Source organism: Vibrio sp. QJM3NY_39 (genome assembly GCF_057785895.1).
Genome location: NZ_CM173506.1, coordinates 1,685,221 through 1,705,795 on the forward strand (window position 1 = coordinate 1,685,221; position 20,575 = coordinate 1,705,795).

Annotated in this window: 13 protein-coding genes and 5 pseudogenes; 16 read left to right on the forward strand and 2 right to left on the reverse strand. The window is 42.0% G+C overall.

The features are described from left to right. Positions 1-174 precede the first annotated feature (174 nt). Both AC3CHU_RS23380 and AC3CHU_RS23385 read left to right on the forward strand, forming a co-directional pair. On the forward strand, positions 175-1,437 hold the full coding sequence (locus AC3CHU_RS23380; protein WP_488525801.1) for a carbohydrate porin: 1,263 nt from the start codon (positions 175-177) through the stop codon (positions 1,435-1,437). Positions 1,438-1,615: 178 nt separating this feature from the next. Further along, on the forward strand, positions 1,616-1,753 hold the full coding sequence (locus AC3CHU_RS23385; RefSeq protein WP_488525802.1) for a hypothetical protein: 138 nt from the start codon (positions 1,616-1,618) through the stop codon (positions 1,751-1,753). Between the two features lie 39 nt (positions 1,754-1,792). Here AC3CHU_RS23385 and AC3CHU_RS23390 read toward each other — a convergent pair whose 3' ends face one another. Then, a complete protein-coding gene (locus AC3CHU_RS23390) occupies positions 1,793-2,713 on the reverse strand; it encodes an IS5 family transposase (protein ID WP_488525803.1) in 921 nt (306 codons plus the stop codon). Between the two features lie 189 nt (positions 2,714-2,902). Between AC3CHU_RS23390 and AC3CHU_RS23395 the strand changes: the two genes are divergently transcribed. From AC3CHU_RS23395 to AC3CHU_RS23430, 8 genes and pseudogenes are all read left to right on the forward strand, one after another. Then, complete coding sequence (locus AC3CHU_RS23395; RefSeq protein WP_488525804.1) at positions 2,903-4,990, forward strand: carboxylesterase family protein; 2,088 nt, start codon at positions 2,903-2,905, stop codon at positions 4,988-4,990. 84 nt (positions 4,991-5,074) lie between these two features. Then, positions 5,075-6,811 (forward strand): hypothetical protein, encoded by a 1,737-nt coding sequence (locus AC3CHU_RS23400; protein WP_488525805.1) that lies wholly within the window; start codon positions 5,075-5,077, stop codon positions 6,809-6,811. A 336-nt stretch (positions 6,812-7,147) separates the two neighbouring features. Then, a pseudogene (locus AC3CHU_RS23405) lies at positions 7,148-7,252 on the forward strand (IS30 family transposase); the annotation flags it as partial. 106 nt (positions 7,253-7,358) lie between these two features. After that, complete coding sequence (locus tag AC3CHU_RS23410) at positions 7,359-8,531, forward strand: patatin-like phospholipase family protein (RefSeq protein WP_488525806.1); 1,173 nt, start codon at positions 7,359-7,361, stop codon at positions 8,529-8,531. A 92-nt stretch (positions 8,532-8,623) separates the two neighbouring features. Then, positions 8,624-8,788: pseudogene (locus AC3CHU_RS23415) on the forward strand (transposase); the annotation flags it as partial. 102 nt (positions 8,789-8,890) lie between these two features. Then, positions 8,891-10,606, forward strand: a complete 1,716-nt coding sequence (locus AC3CHU_RS23420) for a cation:proton antiporter domain-containing protein (RefSeq protein WP_488525807.1) — start codon at positions 8,891-8,893, stop codon at positions 10,604-10,606. Positions 10,607-10,766: 160 nt separating this feature from the next. Beyond that, a pseudogene (locus AC3CHU_RS23425) lies at positions 10,767-11,127 on the forward strand (IS66 family insertion sequence element accessory protein TnpA). 109 nt (positions 11,128-11,236) lie between these two features. Continuing rightward, a pseudogene (locus AC3CHU_RS23430) lies at positions 11,237-11,494 on the forward strand (transposase); the annotation flags it as partial. Between the two features lie 49 nt (positions 11,495-11,543). Here AC3CHU_RS23430 and AC3CHU_RS23435 read toward each other — a convergent pair. Beyond that, positions 11,544-11,996 (reverse strand): annotated as a pseudogene (locus AC3CHU_RS23435) (IS5 family transposase); the annotation flags it as partial. Between the two features lie 224 nt (positions 11,997-12,220). Here AC3CHU_RS23435 and AC3CHU_RS23440 point away from each other — a divergent pair. From AC3CHU_RS23440 to AC3CHU_RS23465, 6 genes are all read left to right on the forward strand, one after another. Next, positions 12,221-12,433, forward strand: coding sequence for a DUF1656 domain-containing protein (locus AC3CHU_RS23440; RefSeq protein WP_210450009.1), 213 nt, complete (start codon positions 12,221-12,223; stop codon positions 12,431-12,433). Positions 12,434-12,443: 10 nt separating this feature from the next. Then, the gene (locus tag AC3CHU_RS23445) at positions 12,444-13,310 is read left to right on the forward strand and encodes an HlyD family secretion protein (RefSeq protein WP_488519145.1); all 867 of its coding nucleotides are present in this window, start codon (positions 12,444-12,446) and stop codon (positions 13,308-13,310) included. A gap of 9 nt (positions 13,311-13,319) precedes the next feature. Then, positions 13,320-14,675, forward strand: a complete 1,356-nt coding sequence (locus AC3CHU_RS23450; RefSeq protein WP_488519146.1) for an FUSC family protein — start codon at positions 13,320-13,322, stop codon at positions 14,673-14,675. 321 nt (positions 14,676-14,996) lie between these two features. Then, complete coding sequence (locus tag AC3CHU_RS23455) at positions 14,997-16,655, forward strand: hypothetical protein (protein ID WP_488525808.1); 1,659 nt, start codon at positions 14,997-14,999, stop codon at positions 16,653-16,655. Positions 16,656-16,846: 191 nt separating this feature from the next. Further along, positions 16,847-18,961 (forward strand): carboxylesterase family protein, encoded by a 2,115-nt coding sequence (locus tag AC3CHU_RS23460; RefSeq protein ID WP_488525809.1) that lies wholly within the window; start codon positions 16,847-16,849, stop codon positions 18,959-18,961. A gap of 84 nt (positions 18,962-19,045) precedes the next feature. Then, positions 19,046-20,503 (forward strand): phospholipase D family protein, encoded by a 1,458-nt coding sequence (locus AC3CHU_RS23465; protein ID WP_488519149.1) that lies wholly within the window; start codon positions 19,046-19,048, stop codon positions 20,501-20,503. The last annotated feature ends 72 nt before the right edge of the window (positions 20,504-20,575 follow it).

Consider the following 20,575-nt stretch of genomic DNA (forward strand, 5'->3'; position numbering starts at 1 on the left):
TTAAAATTCTTTGCGCGTTGGTACACCAATGAACGCTGAAAAAACTCACTAGGGTGAATTCTGTATTGAAAATACCTACGGCACAATAAAAACAGCATCAATGAAGCACTGAGTTCATTTATATTTAAATACGAATACTTTACTTTTGATTAATAAACAAATAGTGAGACTAAAATGACAACGAACTTTCGCTTATCGGTAGTATCCTCGATGTTATTGTCACTTCTTTCTGCCTCTGAGCATATATTTGCTGCTGAAGACAATAATAAATTTGAAGATAGTGTGGTGATGCAAGATTTGCCCACAGAGCAACCTCATTTTGACTCTTGGAATCAAACAAAGGAACACTGGCAAAAAGAGTATGGATTGCAGCTTGGTCTTGATTATAACATGTTGGGATTGGTGGCAAATGATGCGCTAGGTAATTCTTCTGCCGCTGCGGGTACGTTGAGAGTGTATGGTCAATGGGATATGGTTCATACTGATTCCGGTTCAACAGGCGGTATCGTGTTTAAATTTGAACATAGACATAAATACACCGACAGCTCTCCAAAGGACTTCGGTTTAAAAGATTTAGGTTACCTAGGCTTCGTTCACTCTTTATATGGTGATCAAGGGTTCAGAACCACACATCTATTTTGGCGTCAATCTATGCTTGAAGACCGGATGGTCACTTATGCTGGCTTTTTAGATATGACTGACTATACCGATTTTTATGCATTGGCTAGTCCTTGGAATGACTTCAACAATGCGGTTTTCACTACAGGTAATGGAACCATTGGCGGTCTCCCTGATGGTGCATTAGGTCTGATGCTAGGTGGTTTTCTTAATGACAATATCTATGCCTCAGCAAGTATTATTGATGCGAAAGGCAATGCCTCAGATCTCACGCAAGGTGTAAAAGATTTGTTTGATACAGGTGCTACATGGAAAAGTGTTGAGTTAGGTTATACTCCTTCTAGTGACATGTTATTCCTTGACAATACACACGTATCTTTTTGGCAGCGGGATGCCGTTGGGAATGATAAAGAAGGACATGGCGTAAGTCTTTCTTTATCGGGTCTTATTAACAACCAGTGGCTTCCGTTTATTCGAGGCGGTTGGGCTGATGACGGCGGCGCGATGTACGATGCCTCTGTCAGCGTGGGCTTTGGTTATATTCCTACCAACCGGTCAGAGGATATGATGGGACTGGCATTTAATTGGGCAAGTCCAATGGCAAGCACTTTTGGTGATGTCGACTTTGATGATCAATACACAGCCGAGTTGTACTATCGCGCCAAAGTAATATCATGGTTCCAGCTATCCCCAAGTGTTCAAGTTTTAAACCACACCGCCATAAAGGTTGATTCATTAGAATCAGGCGATATAGAAAACGCACTGATTAAAGATAAGACCGATGTCATATTTGGTTTAAAGGCACAGTTCCTATTTTAAACAATTATCATTAGATAAGTCGGGGCAATTACCCCTAATCACACCATTAATTTGAGTTAATAAATAGGATAATATAGATGAATTCTATAGTTTTGTTGTAAGCGTCTTTAAATCGACTCATTCAATCCTTTCAATAAACGTCGTAACCTTTAACTTTGATCGTTAAAGGTACTCGAAAATGTCTCAGCATAGATCTCAACAAGAATGGCTACGCCTTGTGCAGCAGTACTACATTGGTGAACAACACGCTGCTCAGTTTTGTTTAGAGCACAACCTTCACCCAAAAACGTTTGATAACAACGGCTTTGTTGCGTAATCAAATTTATAGATAGAGCTACCCCATTTCGTGTGTTTCTTAGTCAATACGACAAGTTTCAGGCATACCTAACCCAGTAAGCTTGTTCAACGCTTTTATCATCGCGTAAGTCTCACCCACCTGCGCATTGTAATGTCTTAAGCTCAATCGTCCTCCTAGTAACTGTTTAACTCGATACATCGCTGTTTCTGATAGTGAACGTCTGTGGTACCCATACCGCTCTTTCCAATACTTATTTGAGCCGTATAACTTCTGGCAACCCACGGTGAGGTTTCGAGGATGACCACGATCCCAGAAGGCTGCCCTTTCTCTTGGGAGAATAAGCGCAATGGCTCCCTTAATCTTAATAGCAGCATGACACAATCTCGTGTCGTAAGCGCCATCACCAGACACCTCAAGGGTACTTCGGCGTGTTTGTTTCAGTAAGTTCGGGAGGGCTTCTCCATCTGTAACCGTCGATAAACTTAGCTCGGCTGCGATAATTTCATGAGTGCTTGTATCAACGGCAATATGCAGCTTTCGCCAAACTCTACGCTTGCCATCTGTCCCGTGTTTTTTGACTTTCCATTCACCTTCGCCATAAACCTTTAGGCCAGTTGCATCAATGGCCAGGTGCTGTATTGCTCCTCTCGCTTTAGTCTTAAATGAAACCTCAACTTGCTTGGCTCTACGACTGATGCAGGTGTAATGCGGACAACTTAACGGTACATGAGCTAACCTAAATATCGAGTCGATAAATCCTTGAAGCGCTCTCAATGGCATAGAAAAAACTCGTTTGACCATCAGTGCTGTCGTGATAGCTAAATCACTGAACCGACGCGGCCTCCCGCGCTTATTCTGTTTGCTTTGCGCCCACCCGCTTATTGCTTCTTCATCAATCCAAAAGGTCAGAGAACCACGGTTAATGAGTGATTGGTTGTATTGCTTCCAGTTGGTTGTTTTATAAAGAGGTTTAGGCATAGAGCTACGAGAAGGAGTGAACGTAGCTGATCAGATCGTAGGCTCTTGATTTAGTTCCATTGAATTACGCAACAAAGCCACGCTTACGTGCAAAATCTACTGGTTGGTCTATAATAAATTTTGAAGGGACCACAGGAATTTGAGCAAATAGTATTAAAACAGAGATTACTTAGCCTAATAGGGAACTATATGAAATGGATATTTCGTCAGTCGTGGATATTAGCAGGATTATTTACAATTGGTTGTAGCGACGACCCTAGCACTTTAAAGTTTACTCCTACCCCCACTCCTGAATTGCCAGGAACAGAAACAATAGAAATAAAGGTTAGGGAAGTAGTACTTACAGCATTACTTGAACCCGTAATGATTACCACCTTAGATAGTCAACCAAGCTCAGTGAATATAGAAGCTATAAAAGGCCTTCCTTACGCCTCTGCTGAGCGTTTCGCACACAGTGAAATGTTACCTCTATCGAGTTTAGTCGTACAACAGCCTTTTAATGCTACTGAATTTGGTGATATTTGTCCGCAGGCTAATACCGAACTGCCGATGTCTGAAGCTTGCCTAAATCTAAATATATGGCGTCCAGAAGGCACTGAAAAAGAAGACAATTTACCCGTTTATGTTTATCTTCATGGAGGCTCATTTGAGGCAGGTTCAGGTCAAGCACTTGATATCATTCCTGATATAGTGGTGGCACAAAGTATTTCAGACACTTTATTGGGAGAAAGACAACAACCGTTTATAGGCATTACTCTTAACTATCGCCTTGGTTTACTAGGGAGTTTATGGCAAGAAGACAACGGAGATACCAAAGGTGGTAACTTTGGTCTAGGAGATCAAAAACGAGCCTTACAGTGGGTCAATCAGAATATACAATATTTTGGCGGAAACCCCGATAATGTCACAGTTTATGGACAAGGTGCTGGGGCAACCTCAATTAACCTAATGCAACAAATCCTTCCCCCCTCTTCAGACCTTACCGGTTTCGATAATGCAGCAGGTCAATACTTCCATCGAGCAATAATGCAAAGTTTGCCTTTTGGTTTACCGATTAAAAGCTATCAATTAGCCGAAGATACTTACACAAGTGTCGAGTTAATTATCGAATCACTTTATCCTGAAAGCAGCTTAGATGAACTAAGCGTAGCCGAACTATTAACGCTTCAATCGAAGGTTAAATCAGAAATTACTGGGCGTTTGTTTGGTTTACCTGATGGCACCATCGAAAATATTGTTAGTGATATTTTAGATGGTCTAGACAACGGCGATAGCGCAGCAATTATTGGGGCCAAACTTGCTTTAATTTATGGCACGACCATTGCTGCTATTGAACCAAGAGCTAAAATGTTAGCTTTTGCACCCTACCTAGAAGCGCATACCGAGTGTATCTCATCTGGTTTATTTGGTTGTAAAGAATACGCTGATTACTCAGGTTATCATGTTAGGGAACAGGTCATGAACACCACGTTAACAGTTCCTTCCGTGGTGGGTTTTAATAGCGACAATTCAAATTCTTACACAGCAGCTTTTAAAATTCCGTTTGTTATTAACCTCGAAATTGCAGGGTTTAGTTTACTTGATTTAATAATGGGTTTACTTGATATCGAAACTTTGCCCACAGATATCGATAACTATATCCCTTACAGTGATGAGAGTGTAAATATACCAGTGTATTCGATTTTATCTGCGATTATTAATTTGGATAATTTAAGTGCCTTAGATCTTGAAGATTTTGCACCAGCGCTAGACGATACCAAGTTGGCCGGTATTAAAGAGAACATGAGCAAATTCAATGCGCTAAATAATCAACTTATTTTTAAGTGTTCGGCTAGAGATTTTGTACAAAGAAACTCTACCGACAACCGTGCTACTCTTTATCATTTTGATTATACAGCTAACTTCAATACCAATGTGTTGGATGATTCGATTTTGGGTACGCTTGGTAATTTAAGCTGTTTTTCAGGTAAGGCTTGTAACAAAGCTGAGACTCCATTCATTTTCAACCGTTTATATAATGAACGTGGCTCGATAATTGCTCCAAAAGATGCCGATACCGCACTGATGCAGGACCTATCTAGGTTGTGGTTTAGTGATGCGATTTTCGAAAACTACACTTATGTCGACGCAAAGGATAATATTTTAATGGTTCGTAATGTGACCGTAGAATCAGAAAAGCAAGGCAAGATTGAAGAAATCAACGATTGGGGAAGTACCATTAATGTAGGCGTCGATAACCAAACCTTAAGTGGGATCTGTGAGGCTATTGATTATTAACACATGCTGATTGTTTAACTCTCTATGGTTGGTGTTACCAACTATAGCGTACATTTTATTTTTATGCGGTATCCATGGAGGGATATGATGGTTCCATTATATGAAAGACTTCAAAATACGTTTACCCCGCTCGTCAAGGCGTTTTGTCCATCCGTAAGATTAATACTAATTGGTCTTTCTGTGTTATTCGCTTTACCCGCGTTTAGTGTTGATAGTGCACAACAAGACGCGATGAAGGTTGATATCTTTGACGAAAATGGGATCCCAAAAGAGTTACCAAAGTTTGGGTTAAGCTCCTTGAGTATTGGCGATCACATTGTTGAACATGTAAAAAAAGAAGTTACCATTGGTGAAGGTACAGCCGTGTCTAGTTTCTTTTTGGTTCAAAGTACAGATATTAAAGGAAATATCGACGTAAGGGTTAAATACTTTGATAAAGACATCGGGGATGAAGACGGAGAACCAGGGCTGTTCGAAGGTAATGACGGTCTAGACTCCATTGAAAGTTTAGCGAAAACCGAATACAAGTTACGCCAATACGCAGAAGCCTACGACCGATCATCGATAAAGGTTAGAGAGGTTAATAAAGAAACTGTGATCGTTTCTTTTAATTACTCTAAATATGCTTTGCCCCAAGATATTGCGTATTTCAGGTTTATGCACGTCGAAATTACCATCGTCAATTCAAAGCCACAGTTAATGGTGCTGACCAATACGGAGCCATTTAAATATGGCAAGTACAATTTAGATGATTACCGACAAGAAGTGTTGATCGACTATTTGGAAGATGGCCGCGTTATCATGGAAACTAAAACGGTTATGGCTACCGGCACATACAAGAAGAAGCCCGTTTCATTGGTCGTTACGATAACCCCTGTTGCTATATATGATGATATCTTAGGGACTATAATAAAAGATAAAGAAAAACTGCGTTTGGTTTCTGACCCACGGATTAGAGAGAAAGAACTTCAAGTTAAGCGAGCACTTCCTCTGATGGGCGACTTGGTCAGAAGACAAGGTATAGACTTACCCCTTCCTTACGGTGTTTCATTTGCCTACCGTAACCAAAATATGGATATAGATTTCACCTCGTTCAATTTAGGCTTGGGCGCGTTAGGAGCTGTTGATCTAAATAAAGATTTTGATCCCACTAAAAGCTTCGCCACAGTAAATGCCCAAAGCTTTACTGTGCGTGGTGATGTTTACATTTTACCTTTCTGGAACGTTTATGGCTTGATAGGAAAAGTGAATGTGGCTGCTAATGTCGATGCCGAATACACCGCAGCAACCATGAATGAAGTGCGTGACTCTCTCAACGGAAAAATCCCTGGCCTGGGGGATGGTGTATGCAAAACTTTAGCTGAAAATGGTCTACCTTTCTGTAATGTGGGCCGCCTTAGAGTGCCACTTAAACTCAATTATGACGTCGCAGGCGTAGGTACGACGTTGTCTGTAGGTTATCGGGAGTACTTCGCTTCATTAAATGGCAGCTTTACTAAAACACGTCTTGAAGGTAAAGATAACTGGGGGGATACGTTAATCACCGTTCAACCAATGGTTGGCTATCAATTTGTCGATTACCGTGCCCAGTTTTTGATTGGTGCAGAGTACCAAGGTTTAAATTCGAAGTTGGAAGGGAATTTGGGGTACGTAGATAGCCTAGGAGGGGACTTTGAATATGATGTTGGCGTGGATATTAATCAGTGGGCCTACTTAATTGGATTTAACAAACAAATCGGTAAACACTACAACATCACCGCCTTATATAACAAGGGAGAAACCCGAGAAGCCTATACGATCAACCTTGGTTATCGATTTTAGGGGCTGATCTTAGAGTTACTCGTTTCCTGATTCGATCGGTTAAACACTCTATTTAACCGCTCTCGTCATCATAGTAAGCCTCCAAAGCCAAGACTGTTGCTCTTCGTTTTCTGGGCAAAACATCAAAGGTTGAGATAGAACTATTTAATGTATCTATTTGTATCCCCCGATTTCAGATAATAATTGCGACATTCATGGAAAGGTGCAGAAGAGGAACCCAACTATAGAAAGTGGTACGCTCCTCTCGCCAAAGAAACAAGCAGTACTACCATGAATTATCAGCAATTGACCTAAGCCAGAAGACACCAGATTTCTGCTCTTTTGGAGCTAGGGATTTCAGTTTTTGAAATTGCTTTATCGCAGATAAATTATCGACCGAGAAAGTGTTTAGACTTCAAGCAACCAGCGATTGTCGTTAGAGAAATGGCATTGGCTGCTTGATATTGGCGAGTTTCGCACTTTGCAGTTGAATTAGAGCCTTACTTTCTGCTTGGGCAAGTAGAGAGAAACACTTTACTCTCCATTAAAATAATCGAGTATTCAAAATATGAAAAATTTTTTACTGATCGTTTTTAGTTGCTTTTTACTTTCCGCTTGTAGTTCCAAACATGACTTGGAACAACGAGTAAGCAAAGATAACTTTCAATCAGCAAGTATCGGTCCAAACAAACAAGTCCAGAGCGCGGAGCCCTACCGTTTCTGGGGGTACCAGAATCCAGATTTTTTACTTGACGAACTGACTAAAAAAACCGTGTTAAACACGTCTTCGGACTCCTTAAATATCCTAGCCTTATCAGGTGGTGGAGCGAATGGCGCGTTTAGTGCAGGAGTAATTAATGGCCTATACGACAGTGATCAACTACCTGAATTTTCGATTGTTACAGGTGTAAGTGCTGGAGCCTTAGTTGCGCCCTTTGTTTTTGTCGGTGGCGAAGAAATTCCCAAATTGAAGCAGGTAATGCTAGGAATTGACGATAAAATGATCCTCGGTAATACCAATTTTCTAAATACTCTAATCAAAGATGCTTTCACTAGCGGAAAAAGCTTACATGACTTTATTGTGGAAACATTCGATGCTTCAATGATAGACAAAATTGCGTTGGCCCACAATCAAGGAAAACGTCTCTTTATTGGTACTTCGCATTTTGATTCAGGGGCTCAGGTTATTTGGAATTTAGGGCGAATAGCAGACAGCGATCTTGTTAATAAACAGAAGTTGATTCATCAAGTATTAGCTGCCAGTGCCTCAATACCCGGGGTATTTCCACCTCAGTTTATCGAAGTCACGGTAGGTGGTAGAATTAGAGAAGAATTACATGTAGACGGCGGCCTAACCGCACAAGTTTTTATGGGAACTTCAGGTTATAGCTATAGCCTAATTACCGAAATATTAGGTTTAGAATTAAAACCCAATGTGTATGTGGTGCGTAACGGTGTATTAAGTGTTCCTTATAAAGGAATAAAAGATAAAGGCGTTGATTTGCTGAGCCGTAGTGTAGAAAGCCTGACTATTCAGCAAAATCGCGGCGACCTATACCGAATGATACATGTTAGCGAGAGAAATGGTTATAACTTGCAGCTCACCTTTATTGACGATGATTTTAAGCACACAAAAAAAACTAAAGAGATGTTTGAGCATGAACATATGTTGGCTTTATATCAATATGGTTACGATAAAGCCAACTCGGACTCATTGTGGTCTAAGGATCTACCACATTAGCTAGGGCATGTTGATCTTTCGTGAGTGTTTTTTGAACAGCATGGTAAAGAGTTATAATTTGCTTCGCCAAAAGTAAAACCATAACCAATACCATGCCAAGAACAATGCTAACTGATATTCGCTGGGAACTGCTACTCCAAGTTATGAAAAGTACAGGTCGTATTTACGATAAAACTGAACATCGAATGACATTTGGAGGAATACTTTATCGAATGAGAACAGGTATTCCTTGGCGAGACCTACCCTCTGAGTTCGGAGTTGAACTCGGCATCGCTATTGGCTTAAGTTGATTATCCGCCTAGACTAACACGATCGCTAACCCTAGCAGTTAGTTAACGCAACCCCAAAAAAGGTCTTATATGGAAGCTGATAGTTTTTTCCAATTTGCTACGCTTGTTCTCTCCACAATCACCTTATGTATCGCGATTTCCTCAACACTTCGTTTAGGTACAGTGGTCGGTTTTATTATCGCTGGCATCGCATTAGGGCCTTATACCCCGGGCTTGATAGCCGCCACGAATGTTGAACTATTACAGCAAATTGCAGACTTTGGCGTGATATTGTTTTTGTTTACTATCGGTTTAGAAATAAAACCTATCGACCTGTGGGGAATGAAGCGAAGCCTTATAGTTCAAGGCTTGGGGCAAGTTTTAGTCACCGCGAGTGTGTTCTCATTCTTGGGTTACATTTTAGGTTTTGCTTGGGAAACGGGCTTTACTCTGGGTTTGATTTTTGGTCAATCATCTACCGCAGTAGTTATGACCATGCTTAAAGAGAACAATGAACTCAATACTTTTCACGGCAAAAACATCTTCACTAATTTAATGGGGCAAGACATCAGCATTGTGCCCATCATGGCTATAATCCCTATTCTTGCCCATCAATCTAACCCAACATCAAACGGTGCGCTATTAAGTACTCTACTGCTTATTTTAGTCGTTCTGGCCATTTTAGCTATTGGGCTATATTTACTGCCATTTGGGCTACGTTTAAGTGCCAAAGCGCATAGTAAAGAAGGTTTCATGTTATGCCTATTTGTGTCTATTTTTGCCACCGTATGGATCGTAGATGAAGTTGGGCTTTCGGCTACTTTAGGGGCTTTTTTACTGGGAATTTGCTTATCCAACTCTAGCTTTCGTTTTACGGTAGAAAACATCATTAATCCTTTTAAAGGCATTTTAATGGGCTTGCTCTTTATCTCGGTTGGCATGTCCATAGACCTCGATTTAGTGTTAAGCAATTACCAAGACTTAATTATATTGCTGATATTAGTGATTAGCCTTAAATTATTGGTGTTGTATACGCTGGCTCGGTGTGACAGCCAAACCAAAGCCACCAGTATAAAGACGGCCTTTGCCTTAAGCCAGGTGGGAGAATTTGCCTTTGTATTGCTGGGGCTTGCTGCAAGTTTAAATGTACTAAATAGCGCTTATGCAGCGCTAGGGATAATTGTTGCCAGTATCAGCATGGTTCTTACCCCTTGGATATACAAATTGGGTAATTATCTTGCTAAGCGGGTACTTCAAAAAGAGCAACCTACACAAGTCAAATCGAGTGAACCGCTTGAAAGTGATGATAGACAATTAGTCATCATTGGACTTGATGAAGTGGGCCGGCTAATGGCAATGCTAGCTAAAAGAGCGCAAATCCCCTACATCGCTTTTGATTCAGAATTTAGCTCCGTTGAAAACGGCAAAAAGCTAGGCTTAAACGTGCACTATGGCGACATAATGCAACCCAGTATTCAAGAGCGAGCAAAACTACAGCAAGCCAAAGCGGTATTTGTGTCTGTGGACCATCCCGGCTCTTTGCGAAAGATTTGTTTAATGTTATCCCAGTACCCCTCTTTGGAAACTTATGCGCGAACTAAATCCAGAGCCGATGAATTTTTCTTAAAAGAGCAAGGCGTTCAATACGCCGGCTCTGTTTACATAGAAAGTACCTTATTGAGGGGCCGCGATCTGCTGTTAAATTTTGGCCTTGAAGATGAACAGGTTTTTCGACTTATCGATGACGTCAGAGCAGATTTGTTTGAAAGCGACTACCTAAGCTATAAAGCCACCAGTGAGACTTAGTATTAAAGCTAGACCCGACACTAAGTGTTTTGCGATCTAAAAGATCCTGCCCTATGTTGACTTAAAAGCGTATCAATTTCACTGTAGCAAAACATTCGCGGCTCTCGACTACCGTAAGCGCGTCATGAAGCCTTCATTCTAATCTTCCAGCACGAATAATATGGTCAGCTCTCCAACCCAAAGGAGAGTTGAAACGGTAAAACGACGCACCAACCAAGAATGGAAGCACTGTTTGCACAATATGAAAGCAGCAATATTATACCCAGCGCGTTTTTTGGCGAACAACATGAACTGAGTTTATCCGCATTCTTTGTAAAGCGGCGTCGGCTTCAAGCAGCAACCCCGTCGACGACTTTGGCTTTCTCAAAGCCAAAGTCGTCGAAAAGACAACAAAATATCAGGCTGCCCAGACACCAACACATAACATGACACTGCTTGTAAACGATATTGAGTTGAGTATTTCGCAAGACACGCCAGCGGCCTATCTTGTTGAACTCATACCTATCCGGAAAATTAACTGATCAGGTCAATCCAATCTCTAGGGCGTGTTGACCTTTCGTGAGTATTTTTTGAACAGTATGGTAAAGGGTTATAATTTACTTCGCCAAAAGTAAAATCATAACCAATACCATACCAAGAACAATGTTAACTGATACCCGATGGGAACTGCTGCTACAAGTCATGAAGAGCACAGGTCGTATTTATAATAAGCCTGAACATAGAATGACTTTTGAGGGAATACTCTATCGAATGAGGACCGGTACCCCATGGCGAGATTTACCTCCAGAGTTTGGTGAATGGAGCACTGTTTACAGGCGTTTTAATCTTTGGTCAAAGAAAGGCATCTTAGTTAAATTTTTCAATCAGTTATCAAGCACTGCCGATTTTTAGTGGGTATTTCTAGACGGCTCTATTGTTCGAGCGCATCAGCATAGCACAGGTGCAGCTTTCGCCACGCTCTTCGCTTTTCATAGCCGTGTTTTCTGACTTTCCATTCTCCCTCACCGAACGCTTTGAGACCCGTAGAATCAATAGCGATATGACGAACTGGTCCTCGATACTTATTGCGATACTTTACTTGCACAGTCTTCGAACGCTTGCTGATGCATGTATAATCGGGAGAGCAGAGCGGTACGTCCATCAACTTAAACACTGAATCGATGAACCCTTGTAGAGCGCGAAGCGGAAGAGAAAATATGCCCTTTATCATAAGGGCTGTTTCAATAGCGGTATCCGAGTATTAGAATCCTCGGCCTCGATTCCCATGGTGCGTGGTACATTTCCATGCTTTAACGGCCGAGTCATCAATCCAAAAAATCACATCTCCACGTTTACAGAGTGCGCGGTTATATTGCCTCCAGTCCGTAATTTTAGCTTTTGAATTTCCCATTTTTATACTCGTTCATACACTCATAAGAGATCAGATCGTAGTTATGGAGAAAGGTTCAATTCGATTTAAGCAACAACGTCGCTTACGGCACTAAAGAAAGATGCAGTTAACATAGTCACCGAATAAATTCGGACTTTTGATGGATCCGATCCTCTTTACGCGATTATCACAATAAATTGAACTCCGTTATCTTTGTATTCATCAAACAAATAGAGAAAAGAACCATGAACACAATGCCACATGAACTTGTGTGGGGTGAAGTCTACTTCCCACCGCTGTTATTGGTTATCGCACTGGCTTACATATTGACAATACTAACAGGGTCAATCGCTACAAGGTTTGGCCTTCATAAGTACGTCGCCTTTCCTGCAATAGCAGAACTGAGCTTGATCGTGATTTTTACTGGCGCTATCGGCCATTTTATTACCATTTTTTGAGGCACTTACTGTGATCAAACGTTATCTCATCACACTTTTATTATTGGCTGCTGCGGGAACTGTGGTTTATAGCTATTACCAGTCGTACTCAAGTAACCCGTGGACCAGAGACGGGCAAGTGAGCGCTTATATTGTCTCGATTACACCTCGAGTAACGGGTCAAGTGACTGAAGTGCATGTCGAAGACAACTCGAAAGTAAAAAAAGGCGATCTTCTTTTTGAAATCGATCCGAGTATTTACAAGGCGACCTACAGAAAAGCACTTGCGACTCAAAAACAAGCGTTTGCCCTACTCGCCAAAGCCAAAAACGAAGAGCAACGCGCGTTGAATTTAGAGAAAAGAACGCCCGGTGCCGTACCAGTTCTTACTCTAAACAACTTGAACAACGCGGTAGAAACCAGCACCGCGAATGTAGAACTGGCAAAAGCGAACGTAGAAGAAGCACATCTCAACCTTGAGTACACTAAGGTATACGCGCCTACTAACGGCTACATCACTAATCTGAACCTACGAGTGGGCTCTCAAGTTGTCGCGAATTCACCTGTGGTTGCGTTAATTGATGAAGATAGCTTCTGGATTGAAGGTTATTTCAAAGAGACTGATTTAGTCGGCGTCGATGCTCAGGACACAGCCTATGTCACCTTAATGATGCACAACAATGTTCAACTAGAAGGACATATAAAAAGCATTGGTTTTGGTATCGCTAAGCAAGATGGCAGCACAGGTAATGATTTATTGCCAAACGTGAACCCAAACTTCCAATGGATACGTCTCGCTCAACGCATCCCTATCAAAGTTAAGTTAGACAAAATACCAGAAGACGTACAACTACGTGTTGGTATGACTGCCTCGATTAAAATAATCAAAAATAGCTAGGTGATTCTTATGTTCACTGCATCGACTAAAGACGCGATTAAAGCCGCACTATCTATCGTTATCGCAATCTGCCTAGCGTTGTGGTTTGGTTGGGAAAAACCGTATTGGGCGGCGATAGCCGTAGCAGTGATGGCATTGAACGAGAGTTTCGCCCATTCGATAAACAAAGGCCATAACCGGTTAATGGGAACCTTGTTAGGAACCAGTTATGCCTTTTTCCTTATCGCCATATTTTCTCAAGATCGCTTCTTGTTTCTTACTTTTTTCACCCTATTTCTTGGGGTATGTATCTTCATGTCGAGCGATGAAAAGTACGGCTATATCTTTTCAATAGGATTTGCCGTGTGTTCGATTGTTGCTTGCATGGGCGGGTTTGATAGCCAAACCACCTTTCACTTTGCTGTAGTTCGACTTCAAGAAACACTACTAGGTGTTGTGGTGTTCTCTTTTGTGTATCGCATCCTGTGGCCTGTGAATACAGAGCTCAACTTTGTACAACGTTTCGAAGCCAGTAAACAAGCCTTGTTAGATGCGATGGAAAAAACAGGCGACATCGACATTGCCGCACTTGAAAGCAACACTGCGAATATTGATAAGCTGTATCAACTTTTAGATCTGCCACTAACCGGAAGTTACCACCTTAAAGAGAACATCCAAGCATGGAGTTTGCGCATAGATGAAATGGCACATATCCAAGATACATTACTCAAACAAAGTAACATCGAATCAGACTTGGGCATCCAATGGGCAGTTCTAACTAACAACTTGAAGACGTTCGATGTATTAACACCAGACCAATCACTTGTGGAAGGTGAGCCTAATGTAATGGGTGATCATAAAGAAGTGTCTTGGCATCATGCTCATCGCACATTTGTTGAACATTTGAATGAAGATGGACGCAAAGTGCTGCAAGGCGTGTCGATGTTTATCACATCGCTCTTGATTTGGATTTATCTTCCAGTTCCGGGTGGTTTTATATTTCCTATGTTAGCCGGTGTATTCTCTTCTATGGTGCCGACCATGCCACCAAGCGTTATTAAGGATGCCTTCTATGGTGTTTTGGGTACAGGATCGGTGATTCTGTTGCAGTACATCTTTGTGATGCCATTAATGACAGAGTTATGGGAGCTGGGTCTATTCTACTTCCTTAACATTATGGTGATATGGAAAGTGTTCGCCACGCCTAAACTCATGGTGCATCGAATACTAGGTGTTAATTTGTTAGTCGTACTGACATCTGGAGCACTTAACCTCACCCCGGTTTACACAATAGAAACGCCACTGTTGATGCTGGTGAATATTTTGATCATTTTAATGATAGCCAAGCTGTTTACTGATCTATTTAGAGTGAAGGTAACCGCTTAAAAATAAATACATTCACCACGATAACAACACGGCCTGCAAAGTATTTTACTAAGCAGGCCGTTTTTATCTAATTAAAGCGCCTACAAATCATAGTCTTAGTATCAAAACTAACTAAAGTAGGATAGCGTCCATCAAACGCGATTAACGCGATCTGCCACCTACTCTTAAAATCCTCTCATTGATTGACGCAATGCATTTTTAGTCGCGACATTCACACTAGCAATCCTAATGGATAAATACATAACAACTGAACACGAAGTTCAGTTTTACATCGACTGTGTGAACCTCGAAGGTTTGAGGTTACTCAGCGTGGAATCCGTCATGAGTTTTTTTGAAATCCGCAACAGCGCCCGTAAGACCCATACTCTTTCTGTGTTAGCGAGCGCCTTATTACTTACTACTCCCACTTTTGCGTCAGCAGCGGAAACCAAGACTTACACCGAAGTCATGGAGCAAGGTCGAGCACTGTTTGACAAATATGGTATTAGCCATGACTTGCCAAAGCTTGCAATCAGCTCACTTGTACAGGGTGAGCACCTAGTTGAGCACGCACATCGTACTCTGAAAGTTGGTGATGAAGTTCGTGACTCAAGCGTTTACCTCGTCAAGAACACCGATAGCAAAGGCAACATCGATCTTCGTATCAAATACAACCCAGAAGAACTGGATGATAACGAAAACCTGCTAGATGAAATCGAAGCGTTCACACGTACCGAATATCGCTTACGTGATTATGCAGAAAGCTTTGATTCAGCTTCGGTTCGCGTGAAAGAAATCGACGATAACAAGGTAATCATCAGCTTCGACTATTCGAAGTATGGACTACCTCAAGACATCGCGTATTTCCGTTTTTTGAATGTCGACATTGAGTTAATTGATGGCGAACCCAAGCGAATGCTAATCACTAACGATAAGCCATTCAAACATCACGTATACAAAGTAGAAACTTATCGTCAAGAGATTAAATTCCACACATTGGATTCAGGAAAGGTTGTTATTGCTAGTAAAGCGACTGAAGTCGTAGGTACATCAAAGAATAAGCCTATGAAGATGACGAGTTTAACTGAACCCGTTGCACTGTATGAAGACGACAACGGTGTACAGATACTGAATGAAGACAGACTTCAAGAAGTATCAGACCCAAGAATGCAAGAAGCAAACGTGAAGCTAGACCGAGTTTTTCCGTTAATGGGTGACATGGTGCGCCGTCAAGGCATTGATTTGCCTCTTCCATTCGGCGTATCAGTGGCTTATCGCAACCAAGACATGGACATTCCAATGACTGATTACGTGATTGGTGGTGTTCGCTTGAATGACTTATTTGATCCTGAAGATAGCGTTGCGACAGTTAAAGCAGAAAGCCTTTCGATACGCGGCGATGTAAATATCCTGCCATTCTGGAATGTATTCGGATATGTAGGAAAGGTAAACGTTGATGCGAATGTGGATGCGGCTTATACCGGCGCAGCAGGTGAATACCTAAAAGACAAGCTCAATGACAAACTGCCAGGGCTAGGTAACGCACTTTGCGAAGGTGTCTCTGCCTTATGTAACAGAGGCCGTTTGAATGTACCACTGCATCTCGAATATGACTTACGCGGTGCGGGCACCACACTATCTGTTGGTTACAAAGAGTTCTTTGCCTCAGTGACAGGTACCTACTCACAAACACGCCTAAAAGGATTAGATGATTGGGGCGATGGCATCGTCACTATTCAACCAATGTTGGGTTATCAATTAGTTGACTATCGCGCTCAGTTTTTCGTTGGTGCTGAATACCAAGGTTTAAATTCACGTATGCAAGGCACCGTAAAAACCGATGACATCGAATTTGATTATGACGTTGGTGTCGACATTAACCAGTGGGCATTCTTAACCGGATTCAATAAGCAGATCGGCAAACATTACAACATGACGATGTTGTACAACAAGGGCGAAACGCGCTCGGCTGTAACATTGAACCTTGGTTATCGCTTCTAGCCCTACATCATGCATTGAGTGGTCACGGCCACTCTTGATGGGTGGCGTCCTACTTATGCGATTCCATCAATCAATTAAATGTATTTAATATACATCCCATAAGAAAATTACATACATCCAAGCACGACAACGGTCGACGATAGCGCACGGAATTGCTGGTTTGGTAACAACAAATAACTGTGGACGTAACAATGAAACTCAACAAACAATTAATTCCTGCTGTGACTATCTCAATGTTACTCGCTGCTTGTGGTAGTGATACAGAACCTACTGTTCCTATGCCAAACAAACCAGAGCCTTTAGTACCGGCACCTGCTGAACAGTTTACTGCGCAAATCGGCGAAGTGATGATCAAAGCGACCAAACAAGAACTTGTTGTGTCTTCTAATTCTGAAGATGACAAGCTGGCTTCTGTTGAAATCTTTAAAGGTATTCGCTTTGCGGATACTGAACGTTTTGAGCACAGTACCCCTGTAGAAGTTACTGAGCTGCTGAACTCAGCAGGCATCGTCGATGCCACTTCGTTTGGTGATGCTTGCCCACAATTAAAAACCATTTCACAGACACAATCTGAAGACTGTTTGAACCTGAACATTTGGCGCCCGGTAGGCGTAGATGCTGATGCAGACCTACCGGTTTATGTATTCATCCACGGTGGTGACTTTGAATACGGCTCTGGTGCAGAAGCACTTGTGCACGGTGATACCGTGGTTGCTCAAGGAAGCGACGATGGTAAGCCTTTCATCTATGTAAGCTTAAACTACCGTCTTGGTCAATTAGGTACTCAATGGATTAAAGGCGCGAACAAAGATGGCAACTATGGCCTAGGTGACCAGAAGCGCGCTTTGGAGTGGGTACATAACAATATCGCTGACTTCGGTGGTAATGCTCAAAACGTAACCGTTATCGGTCAAGGCTCAGGTGCCATGTCTATTGGTTTCTTGCAGCAAGATGAAGAGATCGCAGGTCAATATTTCCAACGTGCCATCATGCAAAGTAACCCGTATGGTTTTGAATATCCTAGCTATGACGTGGCTAAGAGCCGCAACAATAACTTTGATGTAGACACTTCGGCCGACGAGATCATGGAGTCGCAAGAGACAGCTTTGAATGGTATTGAACAGCTAAAAAATTGGTTGTTAGGTTCTTTGCAAATCCCAATTCTGAGCCCAACCGCAGATGAGACTCCAATGTCAAACCTGATGCCTTTTGCTCCATACATATTGTGTGAAAAAACGAGTCTCCTTGGTAGCTGTAGCGAATCAGCAAAATCACCAATGCAAGCAGGCTTCTCAGTACCAACTGTCCTAGGTCAAAATGCACATGAAGCGAACAGCTTTGGCATGCTCTTTACTACTACGTTCTTAATTCCGACAGTCATCGAGTTATTAACAAATGATGAACCTGAACTGCTTACTAATGAAGATCCAGCAAAGCTAGCTCTAGCTATGGTTAACTGGTTAGAAGATGAAAACAATATCGTTCTTCTGCAGCAAAAACTATCTGAGCAAGCAAGCGATGAAGTTTCAGCAGACCTTGTATTGCCAAGCAGTGCTTACAGCGCAGTAACGGGCTTATTTTATGGTGCCAAGCTAGAAGGTGATCTACTTGAAATGACTGGATGCATTGATACCAACGATATTACGGGTACCGTAGGTTGCTTGGTTGACATTGTTGAGATCACTAGCCATCAACAAACCCAAGATATTCTGGCTCTAACTGATTTCTACCCTAACTCAGAAGCTGACATAGGTGGTGCTCTTGACAACATGAAACAATTTAAAACCCTGCTAAATGACACCTTGTTCAATGGCCCAGCTCGTTATATGGCAGCAAACAACGAAGTAGAAGCAACGCTATACCACTTTGAGCACAAACCAAGCTTCAACATGTGGAACTTTAAAACAGGTCTAAATGAAGAAACGGGCGAATACGACCAACTGTCAATCATTGATCTATTCAAAACGATCGGTTGCATCAGCGGTGCATGTAACGGTTCAGAACTGCCATTTATGTTTAACAAAGCTGTACGTTTTGACGGTAGTGAGATTCACCCGACAAGCAGTGAGAAGGCGTTGATGAGCGAAATGTCACGCCTATGGTTTAGCGAAGAATTATTCATTAACTACCAGTACAGCGACTCTGCCGACAATGTATTAGTTATCGAATCTCAAGGCTTTAGCGCTAGCACAACCTATGACTGGGACTATGCTACAAACCCAGGTGTTGATCCAAAGCTTCGTGAAGGTCGCTTAAACGGTTTAGAAGATCAAGGTCTTATGCCTTGGCAGTGGTACCTAAACTAAACAGACTCAACACCCCTCCTACTTTATCGGCCAGCTCGCTGGCTGTTTTTATATCCAAAATTTACTTTCAAACGCAGGTTATTTATGACACTTAGCAAACTAAAAACAACATGCACAATGATGTTAATTGCTTTAGTCACAGGGTGTGCCCAACCTTATCCCGATGTTGAACCTGACTTCGAAGCAAATTGGCAAAGTACGGAACACCAAGCAGAAGTGTACCTGATCCCGACTGCGCCAGAAGCCTTCGCACGTCGTATCGAGCTTGTTCGCCAAGCACAACACTCAGTTGATATGACCTACTTCTCTTGGGAGCGTGACACACTTGGTTTGATGCTTCTAAACGAGCTAAAGCAAGCGGCGGATCGCGAGGTTCATGTCCGACTGACCTTAGATGACCTACTGGTATTTAATGATAAATGGCTAGCGGAATTGGACTCACACCCCAATATTGAGATTCGACTATTCAATCCTTTTGAGTCACGTAAAGCGGGCTGGATTGGTCGCGCCTTTAACTTCTCGACTCACCAAAAACAACTGGATAATCGGCTTCACGAGAAGTACTTCAATGTTGATCATCACTCGATGATTTTAGGTGGAAGAAATATCGGCAATGATTACTTTGGCTATAGCGAGAATGCCAACTTCTTTGATATGGACGTTTTGTTTCGAGGTGACGTAATCGCGTCTTTCGACAACAATTACCAAGCGCTTTGGGACAGCCAATATGTAGTGCCAATTCAAGAGCGAATCAAAGTCAAAGAACAAGACCAATACAAAGCGTTTACCAAGGCAATAAATAAAGGTGAGAAGAATAAAAAGCCGATCACTTTCGATGTCGAGCAACAGATACATCGCCTAAGCGAACCAAGGTTTATTAAAGCATCGGTAACGCCTTTATTCGATTCATTAGAGAAGCTAAATGACAACAAGCCCTACTTTCGTCAGCGTACAGAGCACTTAATGAAGCAAAAAGTACCGACACCTTCTAAGGCTATGATTTCAACCCCATACGTGGTACCAAGTGACCAGCAGTTTGTGTTTATTGATGCATTGACCGAACAACAAGCTCAAGTGACATTAATCACAAACTCTTCGGCGTCGAATGACTCTGGGTTTATACCCGCCTACTACGAACAACATCGTCAAACTTTGTTGGACAAAGGGGTTAATATTTTAGAATACAAAAGCGATGCGATAAACGACGACCATTACTTTCATGTTGATACCTATTATCACAATAAGACTGTAATTCTAGATGAGCGTGTTACTTATATAGGCTCATCCAACTTCGACCCAAGATCAGACTTTCTCAACGTTGAGTTTGGTGTGTTGATTGAGAGTGAAGAGTTTGCGAAGCAAGTGACACACTACTTAACACGTCAGAAAGAGGATTTGTTCTGGACTGTATCGCGAGCCCAATCAGGCGAGACTACTTGGGTTTCAGGGGAACAAAAACAGACTAAGAACCCTGATTACAGTTCATGGAATAAATTGCCGGATTGGTTGTTTCAAAAAATGAATGGCGAGTTTGAGCTTTAAGTGCCGAGCTTCGAGTTCTCACCAGTCCAAATGCAAAAAAGCCGCGTAATTCGCGGCTTTCTCATGTTTCAA

Excerpts from the sequence above, each read along its gene's own strand:
- AC3CHU_RS23380 (WP_488525801.1), top strand. The coding sequence starts at position 175 with ATGACAACGAACTTTCGCTTATCGGTAGTATCCTCGATGTTATTGTCA.
- AC3CHU_RS23385 (WP_488525802.1), top strand. The coding sequence starts at position 1,616 with ATGTCTCAGCATAGATCTCAACAAGAATGGCTACGCCTTGTGCAGCAG.
- AC3CHU_RS23390 (WP_488525803.1), bottom strand. The coding sequence starts at position 2,713 with ATGCCTAAACCTCTTTATAAAACAACCAACTGGAAGCAATACAACCAA.
- AC3CHU_RS23395 (WP_488525804.1), top strand. The coding sequence starts at position 2,903 with ATGAAATGGATATTTCGTCAGTCGTGGATATTAGCAGGATTATTTACA.
- AC3CHU_RS23400 (WP_488525805.1), top strand. The coding sequence starts at position 5,075 with ATGATGGTTCCATTATATGAAAGACTTCAAAATACGTTTACCCCGCTC.
- AC3CHU_RS23410 (WP_488525806.1), top strand. The coding sequence starts at position 7,359 with ATGAAAAATTTTTTACTGATCGTTTTTAGTTGCTTTTTACTTTCCGCT.
- AC3CHU_RS23420 (WP_488525807.1), top strand. The coding sequence starts at position 8,891 with ATGGAAGCTGATAGTTTTTTCCAATTTGCTACGCTTGTTCTCTCCACA.
- AC3CHU_RS23440 (WP_210450009.1), top strand. The coding sequence starts at position 12,221 with ATGAACACAATGCCACATGAACTTGTGTGGGGTGAAGTCTACTTCCCA.
- AC3CHU_RS23450 (WP_488519146.1), top strand. The coding sequence starts at position 13,320 with ATGTTCACTGCATCGACTAAAGACGCGATTAAAGCCGCACTATCTATC.
- AC3CHU_RS23455 (WP_488525808.1), top strand. The coding sequence starts at position 14,997 with ATGAGTTTTTTTGAAATCCGCAACAGCGCCCGTAAGACCCATACTCTT.
- AC3CHU_RS23460 (WP_488525809.1), top strand. The coding sequence starts at position 16,847 with ATGAAACTCAACAAACAATTAATTCCTGCTGTGACTATCTCAATGTTA.
- AC3CHU_RS23465 (WP_488519149.1), top strand. The coding sequence starts at position 19,046 with ATGACACTTAGCAAACTAAAAACAACATGCACAATGATGTTAATTGCT.